Consider the following 22032-nt stretch of genomic DNA (forward strand, 5'->3'; position numbering starts at 1 on the left):
CCCGAGTAGGCGACGCCGGAGGAGGACCGTTGGACGACCTGTCCTCCACCGCGAAATTCATCGTCAAGTACCTCGTCGAGGGCGCTGAGGAGTTCGCGCGCACCGTCGACGACCTGCACAAGAAGACCGGTTCGGCGAGCAAGACCGCCGAGAAACTTTCCGAGCACCTTCACAACCTCAACGATGAACTCCAGAAGACCGCGAAGTCCGCCGGCCAGTCGGGTGACGCGACACGAGACGTCGGCAAGGAATGGACAGACCTCGATAAGAGGGTCAAGCAGGCCACCGACGCCTACCGCGAGTTCCGCCGCGAAGTCGCGCTCGGGATCTCCGAGGACATGTCGCCGAGCCAGTGGCTCGCCGCGGGCAAGGGGACTCGGGGGCTTACTGCGGCCGACCTCGAGGCGTACCGCCAGGGCAACAAGGGCAGCCTTCTCGGGGACGAGAGCGCCGAAAAGCAGGCGGCCGCACAGCGACGCGCCGCCGCCGAGGCGGAGAACTGGGCGAAGGCGGAGCGCCAACTCAACATCGCCGTCCGGGACGGGATCGACGCCCGTCGCGCGCAGCGCGACGCGATCAACGCCCAGCGGCTCGCCGAGCAAAGGCTCAACGCCGAGCGCGCCAAGACCACCAACACGTTCCGCCCCGGAAGCTTCCTGGCGCAATCCGACCTCTACGGCGGGGGGTCGGCCACCCGCGCCGCCGACACCACGTTCGCGCAGCAGATGGTCGCGCAGGAAGCCGCCTCCGTCCGCGCCCGAAATGGGCTGGCGGAGTACGACGCGCAACTCAACCGCAATACGGTCTCGTACAAGGCGTCGACGTCGGCGCTCGCGCAGCAGCTCATCAAGCAGGAAGAGATGGCGAACTCGCTGCCTCGCCTGCGGTACGCGCTCTACGACGTCGCGACCACCGCCACGGTCGCTGCGGTCGCGCTCGGGGCGGTGGTCGGCGGGGCTGCGGTCGCGTCGGCATCGTTCGAGTCCTCGTTCACCGGCGTCGAGCGCACGGCGCGGCTGTCCGGCGCTTCGGTGGGGATCATTCGCGACGAACTCGCCCACCTCACCCGAGAGATCCCGGCCGCGTTCGGTGACGTGTCGACCGTGGCAACCCTCGGCGCGCAGCTCGACATCGCCGCGAGCGACCTGGAGAACTTCTCCGGGCAGGTCATCCAGTTCTCCGCAACCGCGGGCACCACAAACGAGCAGACCGCGCAGGGCTTCGGCCGCATCGGCCAGCTTCTCGACGTGTCGGCCGACAAGTACGCCAACCTCGGCTCGGCGATCCTGTACGCGGGCAACACGTCGGTCGCGACCGAGCAGGACGTGCTCGACTACTCGCAGCGACTCGCCATCGCGGGCAACGAGGCGGGCCTGACCGCCGATCAGGTCATCGCCCTCTCATCCACGCTCGCCTCGCTCGGCATCGGCCTGGAGGCGTCGCAGGGTGCGACGCAGCGCATCTTCCAGGACATCCGCCGCGCCGTCGACGAGAATGGCGAAGCCCTCGCCAACTACGCCTCGGTCGCGGGCACCACGGCAGCCGAGTTCGCCGCAGCCTGGAGCGAGGAACCGCAGCAGGCGTTCTCCTCGCTCATCGAGGGGCTCTCCAAGGCGCAGTCGCTCACGCAGACCCTCGACGGCCTCGGGTTCGTCGAGACGCGCGAGGTGCGCCTGCTGACGGCGCTGGCGAACAACACCGAGTTCTACAACGAGCAGCTCTCCACCACCGCGCAGGCGTACCAGGACGGCACCTATCTCGCCGACTCCTACGCCAAGGTCGTCGACGACCTCGCAAGCCGCTGGCAGATCCTCCTCAACGCGATCGCCGAGTTCGGTGCGGCCGCGGGCGATGCGCTGGCGCCGTTCCTCAAGGACGCGATCACCAACCTCGCGAACCTCATCAACTGGTTCACCGACCTGATCTCCACCCAGGCGGGCCAGTGGTTCGTCGGCATCACCCTGGCCGCCGGTGGAGCGGCTGCGGCACTGTTGGCCGTTGTTGCGGCGACGGCGCTTGCGGTCGGGTCGTATGCCGCCCTGCGCGGCGCGATCGTATCCCTCGGGTGGGCCGAAGCGACCAGCGGCTTCAAGGGCTTCGCATCCGCCGCCGTCGGGGCATCCACCGCAGTCGGCAGTACGGCCACCGCGCTGCGGGTCTTCCGGGTCGCGCTGGCGTCGACCGGTATCGGCCTCGCGGTCGTCGCGCTCGGTACCCTGGCAACCGCATTCTCACAAGCCAGCGCGTCGGCCTCCTCGGCGTTCAGCACCTACGTCGGTACCTCGGCTGGACTTTCGGATGCCCTCACCTCCGATGCGGCGGCACGGGCCGAGGCGTTCATGCAGGGCAACCTCGACATGCTCGGGTCGTTCGTGGAAGTCAGCCTCGCCGCCGACGACAACACCGACCACCTCGACGACAACCGCGCCGCGATCGAGAACACCGCGAAGGTGCTCGGGATCGTCCCCACCGCCTACGACGGGGTCAACGGCGCAATCGCGGACAACACGGCGTACCTCGGCGAGAACACGCTCGCCTGGCTCAAGAACCAGCTCATCCAGTCGGAAGCGTTCCAGGAACTCGTCGGCAATGCGGACTTCGTGGCCGCCTGGGAAGCCATCGGTGCCGACTTCGATCAGGTGGTGAAACTGCAGGCCGCCGGTGGCGAGGAAGCGGTCTGGGGATACTTCCTCCGCCTCTCGCAGGCAGCGGTCGACGGCGGCAACGCCACCATCGACCAGATCCGAGCGCTACAGCCCGCCCTTGCCAACGCGCTCGGCGGCCTCGCCGGCGGCGGCAGCGCGATCCCCGGCCTCGTCGCTTCCTCCGGCGGCAACAATGGGGCGCTCGGTAAACTGATCCTCGCCGGCGCAGGCGCGACCAACCAGATCCGCCTCCTCGGCCTCACCGGCCAGAAGGCGGGCAAGCAAGTCGCCGATGGGCTTGACGAGGGCACCGATAGCGCGACCGACTTCAATGAAGCCCTCGGCGGGGGCGGCGGCGGTGGCGGCACGGTCGAGCGCATCCGCACCCTCGTCGACTGGGCGAACGACCTTTCCAGCGTGATGAAGCGCGCCTTCGACATCCGCTTCGGCGGCCAGCAGGGCCTCGACACGATCGCGTCCGGATGGTCGAAGATCCAGAAGGCCACCGAGTCTTCGGCCAAGGCGATCCGCGACCTGCACAACGACATCGCCGACCTGACCGCCGACCGGAGCATGAAGGAGTTCTGGCTCACCGTCGCCGAAGGGTACGGCGACACGCTCCGCGCCGGGAAGCTCAGCGCAGAACTCGGTGAGCTCGACGCAAAACTGGCCGACGCGAACAGCAAGCTCGCCGACGAGCAGGCGAAGTCGTCGAAGACTCTCGTGGGCAACTCGGATGCGGCGATCGAGAACCGGTCGGCGTTGCTCGGGCTCGTCGGCAACTACCAGGACTACCTCGCCGCGCTCGCCTCCTCGGGTGCGTCGCAGGCCGACGTGGAAGCGACCGCCCGCCAGCTCAAGGCCGAGTTCATCCAGCAGGCGACGCAGATGGGCTACAACCGCGACGAGGTCGACAAGTATGCGGTCGCGTTCGACGGCATGACCCTCGCGATCCAGCGGGTGCCCCGCGACATCACCGTCGACGCGAACACCGACCCCGCCCTACAGGCTCTCGCCGAGTTCGAGGCGCGCGCCAGGCAGTCCGGTGCGGCCGCGGGCGGCGGGTTCAGTCGCGCATTCGAGGAAGCGGCGGGCGAGCCCGTCGTGCAGGTCAAGTACCGCCTGCCTTCATACGCGGAACTCATGCGGATGCAGCAGACGATCCGCGATCAGACGGGCGACCAGAACTTCCGCATCGCGCTCGGCCCCGGAGGGCAGGGCGGCCAGGTGTTTGGGTACTCCTCGGGTGGCTACGTCGGCGACGGCGGGAAGTACGAGCCGAAGGGCATCGTCCACGGCGGCGAGTTCGTGTTCTCGAAGGCCGCGACCAAGGCGATCGGCGTGCGCAACCTCGCCTACGCGCACCAGATGGCGAAGTCCGGTCGGGCTCCGGTCGCGGCCGGTGGCGGGTCGTCGTTCGACCCGGCGATGCTGCTGCCGATCTACGACATGCTCGGGCAGGTCCGCGACGCCGTCGGCATTACGCTTCCCGGCGCGGCGGTGCAGTCCCTCGTCGGGGCGCAGAACGCCAGCACCAGCAGGAGGAGGGTTCGGTGAGCGCACAGATCTGGTTCGGCACGCGCGAGCACATGCAGTACGTCCCGGCGTGGTCGCCAGGCGCCGTGTACGACCGGGCGGGCTCGATCGAGTCGGCCGACTACCTCAACGGCGGCGTCGGGGTGCGCCGCTCGCTCGGGTCGCACCGCACCTACGACCTCACCTGGCCGAACCAGCGGCGCGCCGACCTGCGGAAGATCACCGACTACGCTGACGGGCTCTTCGGCGACGGGCTCCTCTACTGGTCGGACCCGGCGTGGATGGACACGAACGCGCTGCCTGCGCGGTGGGCGACGCCGTGGGTGACGACCAAGGGCGTGCCGCCGCTGCTGCTCGACGCACGCCCGGTGCGGATCACGAACCCCGACCCCGGCCACGGATACCCGACCTTCGGCGCCCGCTACACCAAGCGCGCCGCGTCCGTGAGCGACAGCATCTTCATCCCGATCCCGCCCGGTCGTGAGGCGTGGATCGGAGTGCATGGCGAAGAGAACGCGGCCGACGTGGTCGGCGTGCGCCGCCACCAGCGCACCGTCCCCACCGGGTCTGTGGTCAAGCCTGCCGTGCTCGGCGTGAACACTCCGGAGCGAGTGAACACGGTCATCGAGGGCGGCGAGCAGGCGTGGGTCGAGATCTTCTTCGATCTCGACGTGCTCGACGTGGGCGACTCGTTCGACCTGTACGGGCTCGTCGTGCAGGTGCTCCCCTCGCTTGCGACCCCTGGCGGCGGCGACTTCATCAGCGGGCAGGGGCACTCCGGTTGCGAGTGGACGAAGCTGCCCGGCGAGACGGTGATGATGATCCACCGCATGGGTGAGGCGGTCTTCACCTCGGCCACCCTCGCCGAGACCGGGGCTTGGCTGTGAGCGCCGACCTGCTCCTGAACGGCACCCCGGAATGGTCGAGCGCGAACTACTCGGTCATCGAGGACGCCTCCCCCCTCAGCGCAGCCGACACGCAGGGCGGCGTCGGCTCGTTCAGCGCGACCGTCCCGCTACGGGGCAATACGCGCCGCCTCTGGAACAAGACCGTCGAGATGTCCGACCCCGAGCGGGGCAAGACCACCGGGCGGATCACGGAGATCACCGGCAGCAGCAACGGCGCAGCGACCATCACCGCCGACTCCCGGCTCATCGCGCTGGACGTGGAACGCGCGATCGCCGCGTTCACGGGGGATCTCGGCGACTACCTCCGCGGTGTGCTCGGCGCGTGCGGCATCGAGGAGGGGGTGTGGGTCGACGAGCAGATCGCCGAACGCGCCGTCGTGATGCCCGGCTGGGAGGGCAACGTCTGGGACGTGCTCAAGGAGATCTGCCACACCCAGCAGATCGAAGTCGCGCTCGTCTCGAACAACGTCGTCGTCCGGTTCCCACGGGAGCGGGTCGCGCAGATGCACCGCACGTCGCAGCAGTCGTGGACGATCGCCACCGGGGAACTCGCGCAGTCGGTCGTCGCGTACTGGGACGAGAAGGAGTGGGTCGAGCGGGGCCTGATCTACCCGGCGGGCGGGTGGAACACGGACGTGGACGTCATCCAGGTCGGCGCCGGGGAGACCCTCGAAGTGGAACTCGACCTCGAGCCCACCGGGGAAGACGGCACCGGCGCCGGGTTCAGCGCGGTCGACGTGGAGCAGCCGACCTGCGTGAGCGAGGTGTGGCTGGATAACGTCACCGAGTCCTGCTACACGATCTCCGGCGGCGACAACCTCATCATCCCGCCCCAGCAGTGGTACGACGGCGGCGGCTCCGTCACCGTCGAGCCGATCGAAGGCGGCACCCGGCTCCTGCTTCGTGTCACCGCGCCCGCCGAGGAGAAGTACGCCCCGTACAGCCTGTCGATGCCCGCGGACAGCGACGACTACTCCAGCCTGCGGCTCCTCGGCTCCGGGGTGCGGTACATCCGGCATCGGGTGGAGCTCGCGGTGCCCGGCGTCGACGGGGATCAGGCGTCGAAGGAGGTCGGGGTGGAGATCCCCGGCCGCTTCCTCGACTCCTACGCCGACGCCTGGCATGCCGCGCAGCGGGCGGTGGCCGCGTTCTGCATGCCGGATGCGTCCATCGGGTTCCAGTCCCGCGGCATCCACCGCATCGGCGACATCGGCTCCTACCGGTACCCCACCGACGCGGACTTCGAGGCCGACTACGCCGGGCTCAGCACCGACGACTGGGATGAACAGTACGAGGGCTGGACGGTCGACCAGTGGGACGAGATGTGGGCCGCCAAGACCCGCGAGGACTTCACCAACCAGGCGTTCGGCAACATCGCCGGCGCGCGCATGCAGATCGACGGGACGTGGTACCGGATCACGTCGGCCACGACCACGGCCGCCACGACCGGCGGCACCGCTGTGGCCGACACCATCGACGCCGACTTCGAGCAGGCGTGGGCGGGCGCAACGGTGGAGGACTGGGACGCGGTGTGGGCGGGCCGCCCGGTCGAGGACTGGGAGGCCGCACCGCTTGAAGGAGCGCCGGCGTAGCGTCCGCTGTACGCTCCGCGCCCGTGAGCAACCTCCCTCCCCTCGTCGCAGACCCCGCACTCGCGCGGTACCTGCGGGCGCTGGAGAAGCAGGTGCAGGGCGGCGAGAAGCGCACCCGCCGCGTCGAGTCCGCGGTGAAGATCGCCTCCTCCAAGGCGGCGTCGACCGCCGTGCAGGCCACCACCCTGCGACAGGAGCAGGTCGCCGTCCGCGAGGAGATCGCCACCGACAAGGCCGCACCCGACGCACCCGCGATGCCGACCGCGACGGTCGAACCGTACTGGACGTCGGCGGGTGAACCGCGGGCGCGCCTGCTCGTCGACTGGGAACTGGTCGACGGGGTTGCCGAGTACGAGGTGTGGCACCAGCCGCCCGGCGGCGAACTCCGCAGCTACGCTCGCGCCCACATCGTCTACGACCCCGAGACGGGTGAGCCGGTCAGCCCGATCGCCACCGTGCAGGACATCAACACCGAAGGCACCCACCTCGTCGGCGTCCGCGCCCGCAACACGGTCGGCGCATGGAGCGACCTCAGCGACCTCGCGTTCGTCGAGGTCACCCTGCTCGAACTCCCGGAGCTCGACGCCCCGCTCGCCCCCGCGCTGCTCTCGGAACTCGGCGTCGTCAACGTCCGGCCCGGCACCGAGGAACCCGTCCCCGCCGAAGGGTTCCGTCACTACCGCGCCGAATGGTCTGACGCCGAGGACGGGGACTACTACCCGTTCGGCGCACCCATCCCGGTCAACGGCAGTGCGACCCTGTCCGGCCTGCTCATCGGGTCGACCGTGTGGGTGCGGCTGCGCGCGATCGACCGCCTCGGCCGCTCCTCCGAACCGTCCCCCGCGGCGAGCATCGAAGTGCGCGGTGTGGCACTGGTCACCCTCGACCCGGAACTCGCCGAGACCATCATCCAGGCGGGCACCGTCCAGGCTGGCAGCATCACCGCGAACGAGATCGCCGCCGGTACCATCACCGGCAACGAGATCGCCGCAGGCGCGATCACCGTCAGCCACCTCGAAGCCGGGGTGGGCGGCCTGCTCGACCTCTCCGCGAACGAGTTCGTCATCAACGCGACCGGCCGCGCCGACGAAGCCCTCGCCGCCGCGGGCACCGCGGCCGGTGAGGTGTCGGAGATCCGCACCTACTTCCGGTTCGACGAAGACGGGCTCGAGATCTCGGCGCCGAACTCCCCGTTCTCCACCGCCATCGACAACGAGCGCCTCGAGTTCCGCGAGAACGGCATCGCGGCCGCGTGGCTGTCCGCGGGCCAGTTCGTCGCGAAGTCGTTCATCGGCGAGACCGTCGAGATGGGCAACCACCAGTTCGAGAAGTACGGCACCGGAACGGTGGTGAGGGCGCTCTAATGGCGAACTACGACGCCGGAATGAACTACAGCTACACGTTCCGGCTGAACGCATGGCAGGCTTCGCAGGATGTCGGCGGGAACACGTCGGCGGTGTCGTGGAACCTCGAAATCCACAAACCCAACAACGGCACGTCCGGCCGATACGCCGACGGCCCGCACTACTGGTCGGTCAACATCAACGGGGCCGTCTACTCCGGCTCCATCCCCAGCTACGACTTCCGCGCGTACACCGTCCTCACACTGGCAGCCGGCACGACCACGGTCGGACACAACGCCGACGGCACGAAAACGATCGCCGTCTCGGCGGGCTTCGACGACAACAACTCCTGGGGAGAACTCGGCGACCGCTCCGTCAGCGGCAACCTCGGCCTGACGACGATCCCCCGCGCCACCACCCCGACCTTCACCTCCCCGATGGAGGCAGGCACCGCCTACACCATCAACCTCCCTCGTGCATCGACCGCGTTCACCCACACGGTGCAGTACGCGTTCGGCTCGTCGGGCTGGGTGAACATCGCCACCGGGGCGACCACATCCGCGTCGTGGACGCCGCCGCTGTCGCTGCTCACCCAGATCCCGAACGCGACCAGCGGCGTCGGCACGATCCGGGTCATCACCTACAACGGCGGCACGAACATCGGCACCAGGGACGTAGGGTTCACCCTGTCCGCGCCCGCCTCCGTCGTGCCGACCTTCTCGGCGGTCGCACACTCCGAAGCGACCGCCGGGCTCGCGGCCAACGTCGGCGCCTACGTGCAGGGGCTCACCAAACTCTCCCTCGCCATCTCCGGCGCGGCGGGCGCCTACGGCTCCACGATCACCGGCTACAAGATCACCGTCGCCGGGCAGACCATAAACGCCGTCTCCGGCACCACCGCGCCGATCGCCCTGTCCGGCACGGTGCCCGTGGTCGCCACCATCACCGACTCCCGCGGCCGCACCGCATCCAAGACGGTCGACCTCACCGTACTGCCCTACGCGGCCCCGGCGATCAACGCAGTCAGCGTGCAACGCGCCGGCTCGGACGGCACCCCCGCCGAGGAAGGCACCTACATCCGGGTGAACCTCGACGCCGCCGTGCAGTCCCTCACGGTCGCCTCGACGGAGAAGAACGCCCTCGCCTACCGGATCTCCACCCGCGACCGCGGCACGTTCACCTGGACGGTCATCGACACCTGGACGCCCGGCGGGGTCACGTTCAGCGGCAGCCGAACCGTCGGCACCTACTCCATCGAGGAAGCCCACGACGTGCTCGTCGAGGTGCTCGACGACTTCCTCGTGTCATCGGCCATCCTCACCGTCCCGACCGCCGCGATCTTCATGCACCTCGACTCCACCGAGGGCGTCGGGATCGGCAAGTTCCGCGAGCAGGGCTCGCTCGACGTCGCCGGGCAGATCTACCAGAACGACGGCCGAGCGGTCGTCGACGTCAACCTGCTCACCGCGACGTTCGCAGCCTTCCTTCCCGCGGGCACCGTCCAGATGTCCGCGGTCACCGCCGCCACACCCCCGGCGGGCTGGCTGTTCTGCCGCGGTCAGGCCGTCGGCCGCGAACAGTACCCGACTCTGTTCGCCGCGATCGGCACCACCTACGGCGCCGGTGACGGGTCGACCACGTTCAACCTGCCGAACCTCAACGGCCGCGCCCCAGTGGGCTACGACTCCGCCCAGACGGAGTTCAACGCGGTCGGCAAGACCGGCGGCGCGAAGACCCACACCCTGACCACGGCCGAGATGCCGAGCCACACGCACACCTTCCAGAGCGACACCCAGGCGGACGCCGCTGGCTTCGGCGGCATCGCATCCACGAAGCGCCCGGCGGAGGTGGGCTATACGCAGTACCACCCCACATCGAGTGTCGGCGGCGGCGGCGCGCACAACAACCTCCAGCCGTACATCGCCCTCAACTTCATCATCAAGATCTAGGAGCCCTACACGTGATCGAACAGACCGAGACCACCGTCGAGATCCACACCGTCTCGTACTCGATGACCACCCCGAGCGGGTCGTCCCTGGCCGCATCCCTCACCGACGGGATGGTCGCCGTCCGCTACGAAGGCCCCGAAGGGTACTCGACGACCACGCTCCCCCTCGACGCGATCCCGTCGGCCATCGCACTGCTCGGGTCGCTGCTCGCGTCCGCCGCGCCCGCGCCCGTCGAGCCGGAGCCGGATGACGCGCAATAGCTAGATGTCCCGTGTACGCTCCGCGACGTTAACAAGGAGGGCAGATGGCTGGAACACCGGTCTGGGGCATCCCGCTCATCACGCCGGGCACGACGATCCAGTCGCTGCGCGCATTCTTCAACCCGATCGCCGAAGCGCTCGAAACCGCGCTCAACAGCCTCGCCACGCGCAACCCGACCGGCGAAGTCAAGATCTTCGCGGGCGCGTCCGCGCCGTCCGGCTACCTGCTCTGCCAGGGGCAGGCGGTCTCCCGCACCACCTACGCGGCCTTGTTCGCAGTGCTCGGCACCACCTACGGCACGGGCGACGGCACCTCGACCTTCAACCTGCCCGACCTGCGCGGGCGCGCACCTGTCGGCTACTCGTCCGGCGAGACCGAGTTCAACACTGTCGGCAAGACGGGCGGCGAGAAGACCCACACGCTCACCGTCGCCGAGATGCCCTCGCACAGCCACAACATCAAGTCGCAGGCGGCGAACTACCCGGCGGGCGCGTTCGACGACCAGGGCTACCAGCGCTCCTCGACGCCGAACTACACCAACAACAACACGGCGAACATCGCCTCGACCGGCGGCGGCGGCGCGCACAACAACCTCCAGCCTTACATGACCCTCAACTTCATCATCAAGACCTAGGGGAGCCATGCCACGCACGTTCAGCGAAGTCATCGCCTGGTCGAAGAACCCGTCCGCGGCCGCCGCAGGCGAGCATGTCTCATGGGCGGGCCTGTGCGAGGAGTACATCAACAACTCCGGCAACTTCAACCAGGCGTTCAGCAGCGCGCTTCTCGCAGGCAACGCCTCCGGCCCCCTGCGCACCGACTACGCCAGCGCCCCAGCAGGCGCGATCGTCTACTGGGCCGGCGTCGGCGGAGACGGGCACGTCGCCTACATCTACCAGCAGGACGCCGACCCCGTGCTGCTCATGGCATCCAGCAGCGTAGACGAGCACTGGGGCCGCAACATCGGCCTCATCCGCCTCTCCCGCTACCAGGCGAAGTTCGGCCACCCGCTTCGCGGCTGGACGCTCCGTCACGGCACCGAAACCCTCGCAGGCGTATCCGCGCCCGCGGGCGGCGGCACCACCCCGATCCCCGACGAAGGAGCAGACATGTCACAAGGCGCGTTCTACCGCATCAAGGATGGGCAGCCCAGCGCGGGTGCGATCCTCTGGCAAGACAAGCCGAACACCCCACTCATCCCCATCAGCCTCCCGACGTGGGTCGCCTACGCAGCGAACGGCGCGAAGTACGCCGACCTCACTGCCGACGAGGTGAACGACCTGCGCGCGAAGTGGGGCACCTCGCCCGCCCCGGCAGCCATCACCATCGACGCGGCCCCCATCGCCGCAGCCATCGCGGACGCGATCAAGGCGACCGGCGTGCAGGTCGACGTCGCAGCAATCGCCAAGGCCGTCGACGCGGCAGTCGCCGACGACTTCGCCAAGGTCAACGCCAACATCGACGACCAGCCCACCAAGTTCACCATCACCCCCGCCGCGTGAGGTGACGACCATGCCCCCCACCGAAGACGAGACCCCCGGAGGGATCTACGTGGCTCTCGGCCGCATCGAAAAAGGCCAGGAGTACACGAACAAAGCCCTCGACGAGGTCAAGGCCGAAGTGGGGGGCGTGGTGAAAGTGCTCGGCGAACACGCCGTGCAGATCGGCGCGCTGCGCGCCTGGAAGGAATCGGTCGAGCGGACGCTCGAGGAGCGCAAGCCCCAGCGCATCCCGTGGACGGCGATCGGCGCGTTCGTCATCGCAGCCGTCGCACTGTTCCGCGACCTGTTCCCCATCGGCTCCTGAGCCACCCGCACCACCGCACCACCAAGGAGGGTCATGCCCCAGATCAGCCAATGCGTCGCGTGCGCGTGGGAAGCAGAGAACAACGTCAGGATCGACGACTCGCTGTCGAACGTCGCCTGGGGCCGGCGCATCGGCGTCTCCGAGGGGGGCATCCGACGCCACCGCGTGAACCACGCGGGGCGCGAACCCGAAGCCGGGAATGCGGCCGGCGATGACGCCGACCCGCTCGCGGGCGGCAAGATGGAGCTCGGCCCCGACGGCGGCTCCTTCGAGGATGTGCGCAGCGACAGGCCGCTCGACCTCGGCGACTGGGATCACGTCTTCGCCAAGTTCAAGCTCGACCCCGCGCAGTTCGAGATCCTCGACGACACGGTCTACTGCTCGACGTGGCAGACCTCCAAGCGCACCGAGGACGGCGACCGTGACGTCATCGACCTCTACTCCTACAAGGCCCGGTTCCGCCGCAAGGGCGCGAACGAGCGGGCGCTCTCGGAGCTCTACCGCGAAGCCGAGCGCCGCACCGCGCCCCCGATCCTCCTGCCATCCCGGCACGAGCGCTCCACCGTCGTCGTGCTCGCCGACTGGCAGATCGGGAAGACCGGCCGCCGCGGCGGCACCCCCGAACTCCTCGCCCGCCTCGAGCACGCCCGCCGGGTGCTCGCCGGGGTGCTCGCCGAGCGCGCGCCCAAGCGGGTCGTGCTGCTGGACGGAGGCGACGGCATCGAAGGCTTCGAGTCCGGCGGCGACCCGCAGTTCACCAACGACCTCTCCCTCCCCGACCAGCTCGACGCCTACGCCACCGAGATGTTCAAGTTCGTTCGGCTCGCGCAGGCGTTTGGCCCGGTCGACATCGGCGCGGTGCCCTCGAACCACGCCGCGTGGCGCCGGGGCAGGCAGAGCCTCGGCACCCCCGCCGACGACTTCGGCCTGTTCGTCCACCGGCAGGTCGCCAAGCTCGCCGAGGCGAAGGACTGGGACGCACGCTGGCACTTCCCCGCCGAGTACGACGAGTCCCTCAGCATCGACGTCGACGGCACGCCGGTCGGCCTCATCCACGGGAACCAGTTCGGCCCCGGCAAGGCGATCGACTGGTGGCAGAGTCAAGCCTTTGGTGCGCAGGCCGTCACCCACGCCGACGTGCTCGTCACAGCCCACTACCACACGTGGGGCGCTGGCGTCGCGGGCATCAACCAGGCCACCGGCCGCGAGCGGCACTGGCTCGGCGCGCCCACGCTCGACAACGGCTCCGACTGGTACAAGAACATCGCAGGCCGCGACTCGCTGCCCGGCACCCTCGTCTTCGACGTCACCCCTGACGGCTTCGACCTCGGCAGCCTGACGATCCTCGGTGCATGACCCCGTCCCCGCTACGCTCCGCAATTGCTAGCTAATCCCGGAAGGAAGGAACACATGTCGCTCCTCGAACGGCTGCGCGCGATCTTCACGATCAACCGCCGCCAGTCCATCTACGCCGCGGTGGCGGTGATCGTCCCCCTGCTCGTGAACCTCGGCGTCATCACCGAAGGCGTCGGCGGCCAGATCCTCGCCCTGCTCGGCGGCGCGCTCGCGCTGCTCGCCGCGATCCTGCAGCTCGTGAACTTCTCGCCCGCCGGCGTCGCCTCGTGGTTCCTGAACGTCGGCCGAGCCGCGCTGTACGCGGCCGCCGGTGTCGTCGTGCCCGCGCTCGTGTTCTTCGGTGTCATCTCGCAGGACTTGGGCGTCGCCGCCCTCGCGCAGATCTCGACCGTGCTCGCATCCCTCGCAGCGCTCGTCGGCATCTTCTTCTCCATCCCCGTGGTCGAACCGGCCATCGAGGAGCCCGCCCTCGAGTAGGAGGTGGTCATCATCTAGCAAACGGCCCCCGTTTCCGGGGGCCGTTTGCTGTGCGGCGACGAGGGCGACTTGGACGGATCGCGCCCAACCATCCAGCGCGCTCGCCCTCGTTCTTACGTCGATGTCTACGCCGCACCGCTCACGCAGCGATTTCCAGCCCCCGCCTTCGCCCCCAGTAGGCGTCCAGCGTGGGGCGGTGCAGGTTCGTCTTCGCCCAAGCGATCGCATGCCTCGCCGAGTCGCGGTCGTGCCCCTTGCCGGGCCACCAGAGCCCATGCTCCTTGAGGAAGGCGTCGGGGGCGTGCCGCTTCATCACGTTCCGCTGCCCAACCCAGCCAGGGAAGAGCACCGAGAGCGCGCCCTCGATCTTGAGTGGCGTGATGTCCGGCTTCGGCGTGCGGCCGTCGAGCACGAAGGTCTCCGAGACCACGACATCGGGCTGCCACCCCTCGACCTTCCACCACGCGATGAACCCGTCGAGGCCGCCCTCCACCGTGCCGTGCTCGAGGTGCGTGATCGGGGTGATCGCGTCGAATCGCCACAGCGACCAGCCGGTGCGGCCGCCCGGATCGAGTGCCAGCAGCACGCTCACGCGGCCGCCGCCAGTTCCGCCTCGGCCGCAGGCGCCCAGAGCGCCTCGAGCACGCGCTCGACCAGCAGCACCGGCACGGCGTTCCCGACGATCTGGTACTTCTCGCCCTGGGTGACCTTCCGGCCGTTCGGCTTCACCGCGTCCCATGTCAGGTCGGCGTCGAACGACTGCAACGCGGCCGCCTCCTCGACGGTGACCTTCACCGAGCCGGGCCTGTTCTGGCGCGAGACGCCGCCCTTCTCGAACTCGCTGCGGCCGGGGCCTGCGATCACGTTCGAGCCCGCCGCCGTGGTCGTCGCGGGCCGCGACGACCACACGGACGTTCCCTTGCCAGTGATCGTGTGCGCGGGCTCGGCCGACTTGCGCGGGATCTGCCCCGCCGTCTGCTCAGAGGTGATACCCGCTCCGTGGAATCGAATGTCGCTCATCTCGTCTCCTTCCTCTTGCCAGACGAACCCGCCCGGCTCCATGCCTCCCGCGCTCGCGCGGATTGTGAATGCGGGCTCGTCGGCCCCGCGGCCGGGGCGGTCGCCGTAGCGGTCGACCATGCCCCGGCCCATGCGCTTGACGGCCCTCATGCCGACCCCACCAAGCTCGCGTAGATGGCGTCGGAGTTCGCCGCCGAGAACGGGCGACCCTCGCTCCATGCGCGACTCCTTTCCCGATTACACGCCCGGCAATAGCGAGCCTCTGGTCGGGATGGGATGACGAGCAAGTTTGTTCCCGCGTATGCGTGACCGCGAGGACAAGCGGACTTACTGACATTGTTTCGGCCATGCCTGACCATGTCTCGGCTATTTGCGCTCGACGTATCCCATCGAAGGTTCCCGACGCGGTTGTTCGTCGGGTCGCCATCGTTGTGACAACCCTCCATGCCTTCGGGGCACGGGCCAACGAATGCTTCGAGGACGAGACGGTGGACACCAAGCCTTCGAGGTCGCCCATCCACCTGTAGGCCGACGATCAAGTGCCCCGTATTCTTCTTCCAGGGCCTCAGGATCGCCCCTACTACGGCACCCGGGCCTGGGGTCAGCCTCCGCACCGCCCCGAGGTTGGACACCTCATAATCCGGAGCGCTTGGGATGGCTCGCCATTTCTCAGTCATCGCACACCCAGGAGTTTCGGCCAGCCTTGGATGTGACGGTCGGCGCTGGCTCGTGGACTCGGCGCTCGCCCCGCTCACCCGTCGCCCCGTCGGTGTAGTTGCTCCTCAAAACGAGCGGCTCGGATCGCACGCCGGCCGCCGGGGCCGAAGGGTTCAGCGCCGCCACTTCGGACGCCCCCCCCGGTCACGGTGGGGGCGGGGCGGGATTCGGGCCAGCGCGCCACGCGGCTCGTGGTCTGGGTCACCGTGAAGCCCGGCTCGGAAGACGGGCGCTCTGCGCGGTCACCACCAGCAACCGACTGCGCAGAGACGAAGACGGAGCCCTCGACGCCGCGCAGCGCCTCCTCCATCGACACCCACGGCAGCACGCCGGGGTCGAGGCGGGTCTTGTCGCGGACGTGGTACTTCGAGTGCGTCGGGGTCGGAAGCTGCACCTCGCCCAACTCCTTCTTGCGGGCCACGAGGATCGCGCGCTTGCGGGTCTGCGGGACGCCGTACTGCTCGGCCTGGAGGTTCGCCGCCTTCGCGGAGTAGCCCATCTTCTCGAACTCCGACAGCATCTCCATCCAGAGCGAGAGCACGGGCGGGACTTGCTCGAACGCCACGTAGTCGGGCCGGTAGCGGAACACGTAGTGCAGCGGCACGAGCACGTGCGCGTAGTTCTCGTCGCCGAGGCTGGCGCCGAACGCGCGGAGCTCGTCGATGTCCTCGTAGATGCCCGCGTGCATCGCTTCGACGAGCGCCGCCCGGTGCTCGCGCGCGGCGCCCTTGCCCGCCATTGACCAGAGCTGGCAGGGCGGCGACGCCCAGAGCGTCCACGCCTGCCCCGCGTTGAACACCGCGAGCCCTTCGAGGATCACGGCCAGATTGCCCGCATCCCAGACGTCCTCGTAGATCGTCTCGAACTCGTTCGCCTCCCGGATCGCGATGGCTGCGGGCTCGATCTCCACGCCCAGGTCGCGCCCGCCGAGGCGGCGGACGGCCTGCGAGACGCCGACTCCGGCGTATAGGTCGACGACGATGCCGCTCATTCGCCGGCCTCCTCGTCGTTGCAGCCGCAGGGGCACTCTTCCCAGCCCGAGGCGTGGAGCCAGTCGAGCTCCGCGACGCTCGTGTTCGGGTAGCCGTACACGTCCATCGTGATCTGGGCGAAGTGCTCGCCGTCGTTGTAGCGGGCGTCGAGGTAGTGCCCGCGGCCGGGGCGGGTTTCCTCACCCCAGATCACGTCCCAGTACCCGATGCCCTCGGGGAGGTCGACCCCGTCGACAGCGTTGATGGCGGCGATCGCCTCGGGCCACGCGGCCGCCTGCCGCTCGGTCATCTGCGGCTTGCTCACGCCGCCACCGCCTTCCGGGCCTCGCGTCGTCGTCGGGAGCGCTCGAGATTGTTGATGCGGATGCACTCGAGGCACAAGCGGGCCGCCCCTCGCATCCGAGTGTTGCTCGGGGTATATGCGTGCCCACGAACGCAGGCAGAGCGCCTCGCGTAGTGGTGGATGCCATTCCTGACGCGGTCGAACATGTTCTCCGACTCCGTCCCCCACTCGAGGTTTTCGCGCACATTGTTCTTCGGGTTGTCGTCGAGGTGCCGAACGACTTCACCAGGGGATCCAGCACCCAAGAAGGCAAGTGCGACCAGTCGATGAACGGAGTGCGTCTTCGCGACACCATCGAGGTGGAGGTTGACGACGATTCGCCCCCGCGCCGCGGTCGCGGGCGACAGGACTTTCCCGCGAGCGATACGCACCACTCCACGCACATCGGTCAGGTATCGATCGAGCGAACGCACGCGGCCGCGATCGCTGACTTCGTAGTGGCCCTCGTAGCCCTGCACCGGAAGCCACACCTCGGTCACGCGGCCCACTGGTCAACCTCCTCGCGCTTGCGGCTCGGTTCCTTGATGCGCCGGCGCTCGATCCACTCGCGAGCCGTGTCGCCGAAGGGGTTGTCGATCTCGTCGAGCGCCCACGCAAGGTGCGAGTCTTCGACGACTTCGATCAGTTCCTCGGCGAAGTCCTTCCAACGGCGCACCGTCCGCGACGTGGAAGTGGAGAGGTGGTCAATGCGACGGTCGGTCGACTCCACAACAGCTAGCAGATGTGCGCGGAACGACTCGATGCGGTCGATGTCCTCCGGGCCGAACCGCGGGTCGGTGCGGCGCCTCTCGATGCGGATGTTCGTGAGCGCGAGCGCCGTGACCAGCGCGGCGCCGGTGCGGTGGATCACGTCGGGGTGCTGGAACGAACCGTTCCAATTCCTCGTTTCCACCAGGCTGTCAGTGACGACCTTCTCGAATTGCTCCTCCGGCATGGCACGGAGTTCGTCGACCGTGTACTCGGGGGTGTCGGTGCGGGTCATGCTGCAATTGCTCCTTTCGTTTGGGCCGCTCGCGCGGCGATTTCGAGCCAGTCGTTCAGCCACGTGGTGAAGTCCTTGGCGCTTGCGAATGTCGGGCGCCGGTCGATGTAGTCGGCGCCGTCGTTGTAGGTGAGGTCGGCTCGCCGCCGGGCCTCTTGGAGGTCGCTGACCCGCTGGCGCCACGCGCGCTCGGGCTCGTCCTTCTCCTGTCGGGTGAGGTAGCCCGCCGGGCTGTAGTCCGCGTAGAGCTCTGTCGGCTGGCCCACGGGGTCGAGTGCCGAATAGTCGAGCGCCTTGAACGAGCGCCCGCCCTTCGGCGTCACGCGCTCCTCGAAGGAGACACGGAACGCCACCCGCGCGCGCGGCCACCACGCCCGCAGGTGCCAGTACGTCACGTCCTGCGCCGGCTTCTTCACGTCGCCCCGCGAGTGGTTCTCGCCGTCGGCCAGGTAGAGGGTGTCCGGGTGGTGGACCAGCGCGCGCCGCAGCCGCCACTCCCACCCGGCCGCCTCGACCTTCTTGATGAGCCCGGTGATCGTGCGCCCGAGCCCGTCCAGCGACGGGTCGTCGTCCACCTCGAGCACGCGCACCGGCTCCTGCACGATCTCCTTCGGCCGGGCCGCGTCGAGGTTGGCGCGATAGGTGCGGAAGTAGGCGGGCCAGCCCTCCGTCACCGCCGCCCCCGCTCGTTGAGCCACACGAACACGAGCAGCATGGCCGCGAGCGGCAGCACGAACACCGCGATGAAGACGCCGTCGACGATCTCCCACAGCGCGCGCTTCATGCGGCCACCGCCTCGCGGCGCATCGCCCGCTCTTCGAGCAGGTCGTCGAGCGCGAGCAGCTCCAGCGGGTCGGTCACTTCGCGGGTGCCCGGAAGGAGGGCGGCGAGGTAGTCGGCCTCGTCGAACAGGCCGTCGGCCGACGTCAGCACCGCGCGCAGTGCGGCCAGCACGGACGCCGGGTTGTCGACGTTCTCCGGGCGGATCAGCGCGACCGAGCAGAGGTGCGGCGGCAGCTCCCCGAAGGCGAGCACGTTGCCCGGCGAACCGGGGACACTCTCGACCGGGACGATCTTGAAGGGCACGTCGATCGCGGCCTTCGCCTGCTTGAGCAGTGCGAGACGCTCCGGGGTGAGCGGCCACGGGTGGACCGGGATCGGGATGGTGACACTCATGCGACCGGCCCTCTCTTCACGCGCCACTTCACCGTCGCCAGTGGAAGCCCGGTCAGCCGGGCCAGCATCGCGACGCCGGTTCCGGCCGCCTCGGCGCGCAGCACGGCCGCCCACATCGCCTCGCGGTGCGGCGTCGACAGCGCCGCGACGAGGTGCTGCAGCGACTCCGGCGAGAACTTCCCGCCGGTGCGGTCAGCCTTCGCCTGCACCTCGCGCGCCACCGTCCAGGCCGGGAGCCCGACGATCCCGGCGATCTGCCGGATCGACCACACACCCCGCTTACCGAGCGAGCGAGCCGCGTCCGTCTTCTCCTCCGCGTTCAGTTCGTCGCGGTGCGCGTAGGCCCGCGCCGCCTCCTTCACTACCTCGATCACGCTCGTCCTTTCGTCAGCCTGATTACTTCGGCCGGCGTGCCCGCGTTCTCGCGAACCGCCCTGCCCTGCTTCTTGAGTTGCTCAATGAGGCTGTCGACGTCTCGGTAGTCGTCGAACCCATCGAGTTGGTACACATCCGTCATTGCCATGAACCCGCCTGCCCGTCGGATGATCTCGACCAGGCGGTTCACCCTTCGCACCCGCGGCGACTCGTCGGTCGCGGCGACCAGCAGCAGCGCGTTCGCCAGCCACTCCTCGGCCTGCTCCAGGGCGATCAGGTAGTGCTTCATCTCGATGTCCGGCGACAGGTCCATGAGGGCCGCCAGCGCCGCGCACTTGAGGATCGTCTTCTCGAGCCTCGTGAACGTCGGGTCGAGCCGCTCCGGGTGCGCGCTCGCCCTCGCGATCGCCTCCAGGGACTCGATCGTGTCGACGTGCCTGTCCAGCACCTCGTCGGTCGCGCCCACCCACATCGGGTCTTTCGGGTCTTCCGGCTCGATGGCCTTGCGCACCTGCTCGAACCGGCTCCACCACTCCTGCGCCCACTTCGCGACCGGCGTCTGCTCACTGCTGCGCGCCGGGCCTGCACCCTTGCGCATGAGACCCGGCCGCTTCGACTCCCGCGTGCGGGGCTTGCGCTCACCGATGGCGAAGATGAACCGGTTGATGTACCCGTCCTCCCAGTCGCCCGGCTCGATCGCGTCAGTCACCCGGTCGAACACGCCGGTCAGCAGCACCGAGAGATACGCGCGGGCGTGGATGCCCGAGATCTCCTTCTTCGTGGCCCGCTGGATCGCGGGAACGTCGCCGCCGTACAGGTCGGTGATGCCCTGCTTCATGCCGCGGAACTCGCCCTTGTCGTTCGACCAGTCCTTGAGCGCCCGGTCGGCCTCGTCGGCGTGGAACCACGACGCCTTGTGGTCGCGCTCGATCAGCTTCTCCACCAAGCCGCTGTACGTCGCGTTCCCGCCGATGTCGGGGCTGTCGGTCACGTTCAGTCTCACCAGCGTCTTGATCGGCGCGATCGCCTCCGACTTGCCGGTGCCGGAGGGGCCGAGGATCATGCCGTAGAAGTTCAGCGGCAGGATGGTGCCGTTCTTCGTCACGATCACCGCATACGGCGAGAGCATGACGCTGAGGATGATCCACCGGTTCAGCCGGTAGTACTGCTCCGTGATCGGGGAGTTGAGCTGGGCTTGCACCCACATGAACTCGTCACCCCACCAGAGGAAGCGCTGCTCGGCGGCGAGCTCCTTGCGCTCGTCTTCGAGGCGCGCGCGCTCCAGCACGGTCAGCAACGCCGGCTGCTTCCGGCCGGACTCGTCGACCTGCTCGGGGGCAGGAGCGCCCTCGGGCATGACCACGGGGCTGTCTTCGAGCACGGGCGACTGGATCGCGTCGCGCACGATCGCCCACGCCTCGCCAACCCCGCCGTCGGCGTGCTGACGGAGCGCGGCCGACGCGGCGCAGCGCAGCACGAGCACCGCGGCCTCGTGCGTGGACAGGCCCGCACCGAGCGCGATCGTCGCAACCCGCGCGCCCCGCTGGCGCAGCGCCGCCGGGTTCTCGGCGTCGGCGGGCAGGGTCGTGACGGCCTCGAGCTCTTCGGGCGAGAGCTTCGCCATGAGCGGCAGCGTGTCGACGCTGAGGATGTCAGCGGGCGCCGGGGGGAACCGGCCGTACTTCTTGATCGCATCCCGCAGGCCACGGTCGAAGTCGTCGCGGTTCTCCTGCGTGTCGTAGGGGTGGCGCAGCCACTCCTCGCGGAGCCGGTTCAGCGCCCACACCGCACCAGACCACCCCTCGGTCGCCAGACCCACCATCGCGCGCTGCAGGGCGATCATCTTCGGGTGACCGAAGTCCTCGGTCGGGATGGAGGAGACCGCCTGCTCGAACATGAAGTCGGGCTCGCCGGGCGCGCACTTGGCGAACCATTCGACGACTGTGCCGTCGAACGGGGTGCCGGTCGCCTCGGCGGGGGTGAGCAGCCACGCGGGCGGGGCGGCGAACGCCGTCCGGTCTGCGGGCACCTCGTCGCCCCATGTGATGAAGTAGCTGTTGCCCCCGCGCCTATCGACGTCATGCAGCACGACGCCGTTCGGGGTGACGTGGCCCTGCGTCGGGCCGAGTGCGACCGTCTTCGGGTCGAGATAGACGTAGTGGTCGCCTCCCGAGCGGGTCTTATACGAGAACGTGGCGGGCAGCTCGAGCCCGGCCTCGTCGATGGAGTACCAGCCGTCCTTGCCCTCCCCCATGTCCACGTCGGCGGCGACCAGGCCGCTCGGCCCGGCCACGATGCCTACCAGCGCATCCGGCCAGCGGCTCCACCAGCGGCGGATTACGGCAGTGTCGGTGCTCGCGTCGCTCAGGCCGTTGCGGGTGTAGGGCATCTTCGCCGGGAGGATCTTGTTGCGGGTGTCGTCGTAGCCGTCGCGCTCTCGGCAGGGGATGACATGTGCGCCGATAGCGGCCCATGCCAGGGCCTTCTCTACGCCCGTGAGGATCTGCGCTGCGATGATGTAGTCCTTCCGAGTGAGTCGATTAGCTAGCTATTG

At 68.9% G+C, this 22032-nt stretch carries 22 protein-coding genes; 11 read left to right on the top strand and 11 right to left on the bottom strand.

What is annotated here, in order from left to right; translation table 11 throughout:
- Positions 1–29 precede the first annotated feature (29 nt).
- From MTO99_RS09165 to MTO99_RS09215, 11 genes are read left to right on the top strand one after another with little or no spacing between them, the layout of a single operon-like run.
- A complete protein-coding gene (locus tag MTO99_RS09165; protein WP_243558592.1) occupies positions 30–4202 on the top strand; it encodes a phage tail tape measure protein in 4173 nt (1390 codons plus the stop codon).
- The gene (locus MTO99_RS09170) at positions 4199–5068 is read left to right on the top strand and encodes a hypothetical protein (RefSeq protein ID WP_243558594.1); all 870 of its coding nucleotides are present in this window, start codon (positions 4199–4201) and stop codon (positions 5066–5068) included. The genes MTO99_RS09165 and MTO99_RS09170 overlap by 4 nt, the downstream gene beginning before the upstream one ends.
- Positions 5065–6681, top strand: a complete 1617-nt coding sequence (locus tag MTO99_RS09175; protein WP_243558596.1) for a hypothetical protein — start codon at positions 5065–5067, stop codon at positions 6679–6681. Before MTO99_RS09170 ends, MTO99_RS09175 begins: the two co-directional genes overlap by 4 nt.
- A gap of 23 nt (positions 6682–6704) precedes the next feature.
- Positions 6705–8045 (top strand): phage tail protein, encoded by a 1341-nt coding sequence (locus MTO99_RS09180; RefSeq protein ID WP_243558598.1) that lies wholly within the window; start codon positions 6705–6707, stop codon positions 8043–8045.
- Entirely contained in the window at positions 8045–9973 is a 1929-nt protein-coding gene (locus MTO99_RS09185; protein ID WP_243558600.1) for a DUF859 family phage minor structural protein, read from the top strand. Before MTO99_RS09180 ends, MTO99_RS09185 begins: the two co-directional genes overlap by 1 nt.
- A gap of 11 nt (positions 9974–9984) precedes the next feature.
- Positions 9985–10233 carry a hypothetical protein gene (locus MTO99_RS09190; RefSeq protein WP_243558602.1) on the top strand — a complete coding sequence of 83 codons (249 nt, stop codon included), beginning with the start codon at positions 9985–9987 and terminating at the stop codon, positions 10231–10233.
- A 44-nt stretch (positions 10234–10277) separates the two neighbouring features.
- The gene (locus MTO99_RS09195) at positions 10278–10868 is read left to right on the top strand and encodes a phage tail protein (RefSeq protein WP_243558604.1); all 591 of its coding nucleotides are present in this window, start codon (positions 10278–10280) and stop codon (positions 10866–10868) included.
- A 7-nt stretch (positions 10869–10875) separates the two neighbouring features.
- The gene (locus MTO99_RS09200; protein WP_243558607.1) at positions 10876–11736 is read left to right on the top strand and encodes a hypothetical protein; all 861 of its coding nucleotides are present in this window, start codon (positions 10876–10878) and stop codon (positions 11734–11736) included.
- Between the two features lie 10 nt (positions 11737–11746).
- Positions 11747–12040, top strand: coding sequence for a hypothetical protein (locus MTO99_RS09205; RefSeq protein ID WP_243558609.1), 294 nt, complete (start codon positions 11747–11749; stop codon positions 12038–12040).
- A 33-nt stretch (positions 12041–12073) separates the two neighbouring features.
- Positions 12074–13396, top strand: a complete 1323-nt coding sequence (locus tag MTO99_RS09210; RefSeq protein ID WP_243558610.1) for a hypothetical protein — start codon at positions 12074–12076, stop codon at positions 13394–13396.
- A 54-nt stretch (positions 13397–13450) separates the two neighbouring features.
- The gene (locus tag MTO99_RS09215; protein ID WP_243558612.1) at positions 13451–13873 is read left to right on the top strand and encodes a hypothetical protein; all 423 of its coding nucleotides are present in this window, start codon (positions 13451–13453) and stop codon (positions 13871–13873) included.
- Between the two features lie 139 nt (positions 13874–14012).
- Here MTO99_RS09215 and MTO99_RS09220 read toward each other — a convergent pair whose 3' ends face one another.
- The 11 genes from MTO99_RS09220 to MTO99_RS09265 all read right to left on the bottom strand — a co-directional run bounded on the left by MTO99_RS09220 (position 14013) and on the right by MTO99_RS09265 (position 21996).
- Positions 14013–14465: a hypothetical protein gene (locus tag MTO99_RS09220; protein ID WP_243558614.1), complete on the bottom strand. Its 453-nt coding sequence runs from the start codon at positions 14463–14465 to the stop codon at positions 14013–14015.
- A complete protein-coding gene (locus tag MTO99_RS09225) occupies positions 14462–15112 on the bottom strand; it encodes a DNA cytosine methyltransferase (RefSeq protein ID WP_243558616.1) in 651 nt (216 codons plus the stop codon). The genes MTO99_RS09220 and MTO99_RS09225 overlap by 4 nt, the downstream gene beginning before the upstream one ends.
- Positions 15040–15570, bottom strand: a complete 531-nt coding sequence (locus MTO99_RS19155; RefSeq protein ID WP_354002522.1) for an NUMOD4 motif-containing HNH endonuclease — start codon at positions 15568–15570, stop codon at positions 15040–15042. Before MTO99_RS19155 ends, MTO99_RS09225 begins: the two co-directional genes overlap by 73 nt.
- A 74-nt stretch (positions 15571–15644) precedes the next feature.
- Entirely contained in the window at positions 15645–16601 is a 957-nt protein-coding gene (locus MTO99_RS09230; protein ID WP_243558618.1) for a DNA cytosine methyltransferase, read from the bottom strand.
- On the bottom strand, positions 16598–16906 hold the full coding sequence (locus MTO99_RS09235) for a hypothetical protein (protein ID WP_243558620.1): 309 nt from the start codon (positions 16904–16906) through the stop codon (positions 16598–16600). Before MTO99_RS09235 ends, MTO99_RS09230 begins: the two co-directional genes overlap by 4 nt.
- Positions 16903–17433 carry an NUMOD4 motif-containing HNH endonuclease gene (locus tag MTO99_RS09240; protein ID WP_243558622.1) on the bottom strand — a complete coding sequence of 177 codons (531 nt, stop codon included), beginning with the start codon at positions 17431–17433 and terminating at the stop codon, positions 16903–16905. Before MTO99_RS09240 ends, MTO99_RS09235 begins: the two co-directional genes overlap by 4 nt.
- A complete protein-coding gene (locus tag MTO99_RS09245; RefSeq protein WP_243558624.1) occupies positions 17421–17927 on the bottom strand; it encodes a hypothetical protein in 507 nt (168 codons plus the stop codon). Before MTO99_RS09245 ends, MTO99_RS09240 begins: the two co-directional genes overlap by 13 nt.
- Positions 17924–18601 (bottom strand): hypothetical protein, encoded by a 678-nt coding sequence (locus tag MTO99_RS09250; protein WP_243558626.1) that lies wholly within the window; start codon positions 18599–18601, stop codon positions 17924–17926. The genes MTO99_RS09245 and MTO99_RS09250 overlap by 4 nt, the downstream gene beginning before the upstream one ends.
- A gap of 106 nt (positions 18602–18707) precedes the next feature.
- Entirely contained in the window at positions 18708–19103 is a 396-nt protein-coding gene (locus tag MTO99_RS09255; RefSeq protein ID WP_243558628.1) for a hypothetical protein, read from the bottom strand.
- Complete coding sequence (locus MTO99_RS09260; protein ID WP_243558630.1) at positions 19100–19477, bottom strand: hypothetical protein; 378 nt, start codon at positions 19475–19477, stop codon at positions 19100–19102. The genes MTO99_RS09255 and MTO99_RS09260 overlap by 4 nt, the downstream gene beginning before the upstream one ends.
- Positions 19474–21996 (bottom strand): bifunctional DNA primase/polymerase, encoded by a 2523-nt coding sequence (locus MTO99_RS09265; protein WP_354002531.1) that lies wholly within the window; start codon positions 21994–21996, stop codon positions 19474–19476. The genes MTO99_RS09260 and MTO99_RS09265 overlap by 4 nt, the downstream gene beginning before the upstream one ends.
- Between the last annotated feature and the right edge of the window lie 36 nt (positions 21997–22032).

It is taken from the genome of Agromyces larvae, assembly GCF_022811705.1.
GTDB lineage: Bacteria > Actinomycetota > Actinomycetes > Actinomycetales > Microbacteriaceae > Agromyces > Agromyces larvae.

What these genes read in the sequence shown, in the direction of transcription:
- MTO99_RS09185 (WP_243558600.1), top strand. Translation starts at nt 8,045, where the DNA reads ATGGCGAACTACGACGCCGGAATGAACTACAGCTACACGTTCCGGCTG.
- MTO99_RS09195 (WP_243558604.1), top strand. Translation starts at nt 10,278, where the DNA reads ATGGCTGGAACACCGGTCTGGGGCATCCCGCTCATCACGCCGGGCACG.
- MTO99_RS09200 (WP_243558607.1), top strand. Translation starts at nt 10,876, where the DNA reads ATGCCACGCACGTTCAGCGAAGTCATCGCCTGGTCGAAGAACCCGTCC.
- MTO99_RS09205 (WP_243558609.1), top strand. Translation starts at nt 11,747, where the DNA reads ATGCCCCCCACCGAAGACGAGACCCCCGGAGGGATCTACGTGGCTCTC.
- MTO99_RS09210 (WP_243558610.1), top strand. Translation starts at nt 12,074, where the DNA reads ATGCCCCAGATCAGCCAATGCGTCGCGTGCGCGTGGGAAGCAGAGAAC.
- MTO99_RS09215 (WP_243558612.1), top strand. Translation starts at nt 13,451, where the DNA reads ATGTCGCTCCTCGAACGGCTGCGCGCGATCTTCACGATCAACCGCCGC.
- MTO99_RS09225 (WP_243558616.1), bottom strand. Translation starts at nt 15,112, where the DNA reads ATGGAGCGAGGGTCGCCCGTTCTCGGCGGCGAACTCCGACGCCATCTA.
- MTO99_RS19155 (WP_354002522.1), bottom strand. Translation starts at nt 15,570, where the DNA reads ATGACTGAGAAATGGCGAGCCATCCCAAGCGCTCCGGATTATGAGGTG.
- MTO99_RS09230 (WP_243558618.1), bottom strand. Translation starts at nt 16,601, where the DNA reads ATGAGCGGCATCGTCGTCGACCTATACGCCGGAGTCGGCGTCTCGCAG.
- MTO99_RS09245 (WP_243558624.1), bottom strand. Translation starts at nt 17,927, where the DNA reads ATGACCCGCACCGACACCCCCGAGTACACGGTCGACGAACTCCGTGCC.
- MTO99_RS09255 (WP_243558628.1), bottom strand. Translation starts at nt 19,103, where the DNA reads ATGAGTGTCACCATCCCGATCCCGGTCCACCCGTGGCCGCTCACCCCG.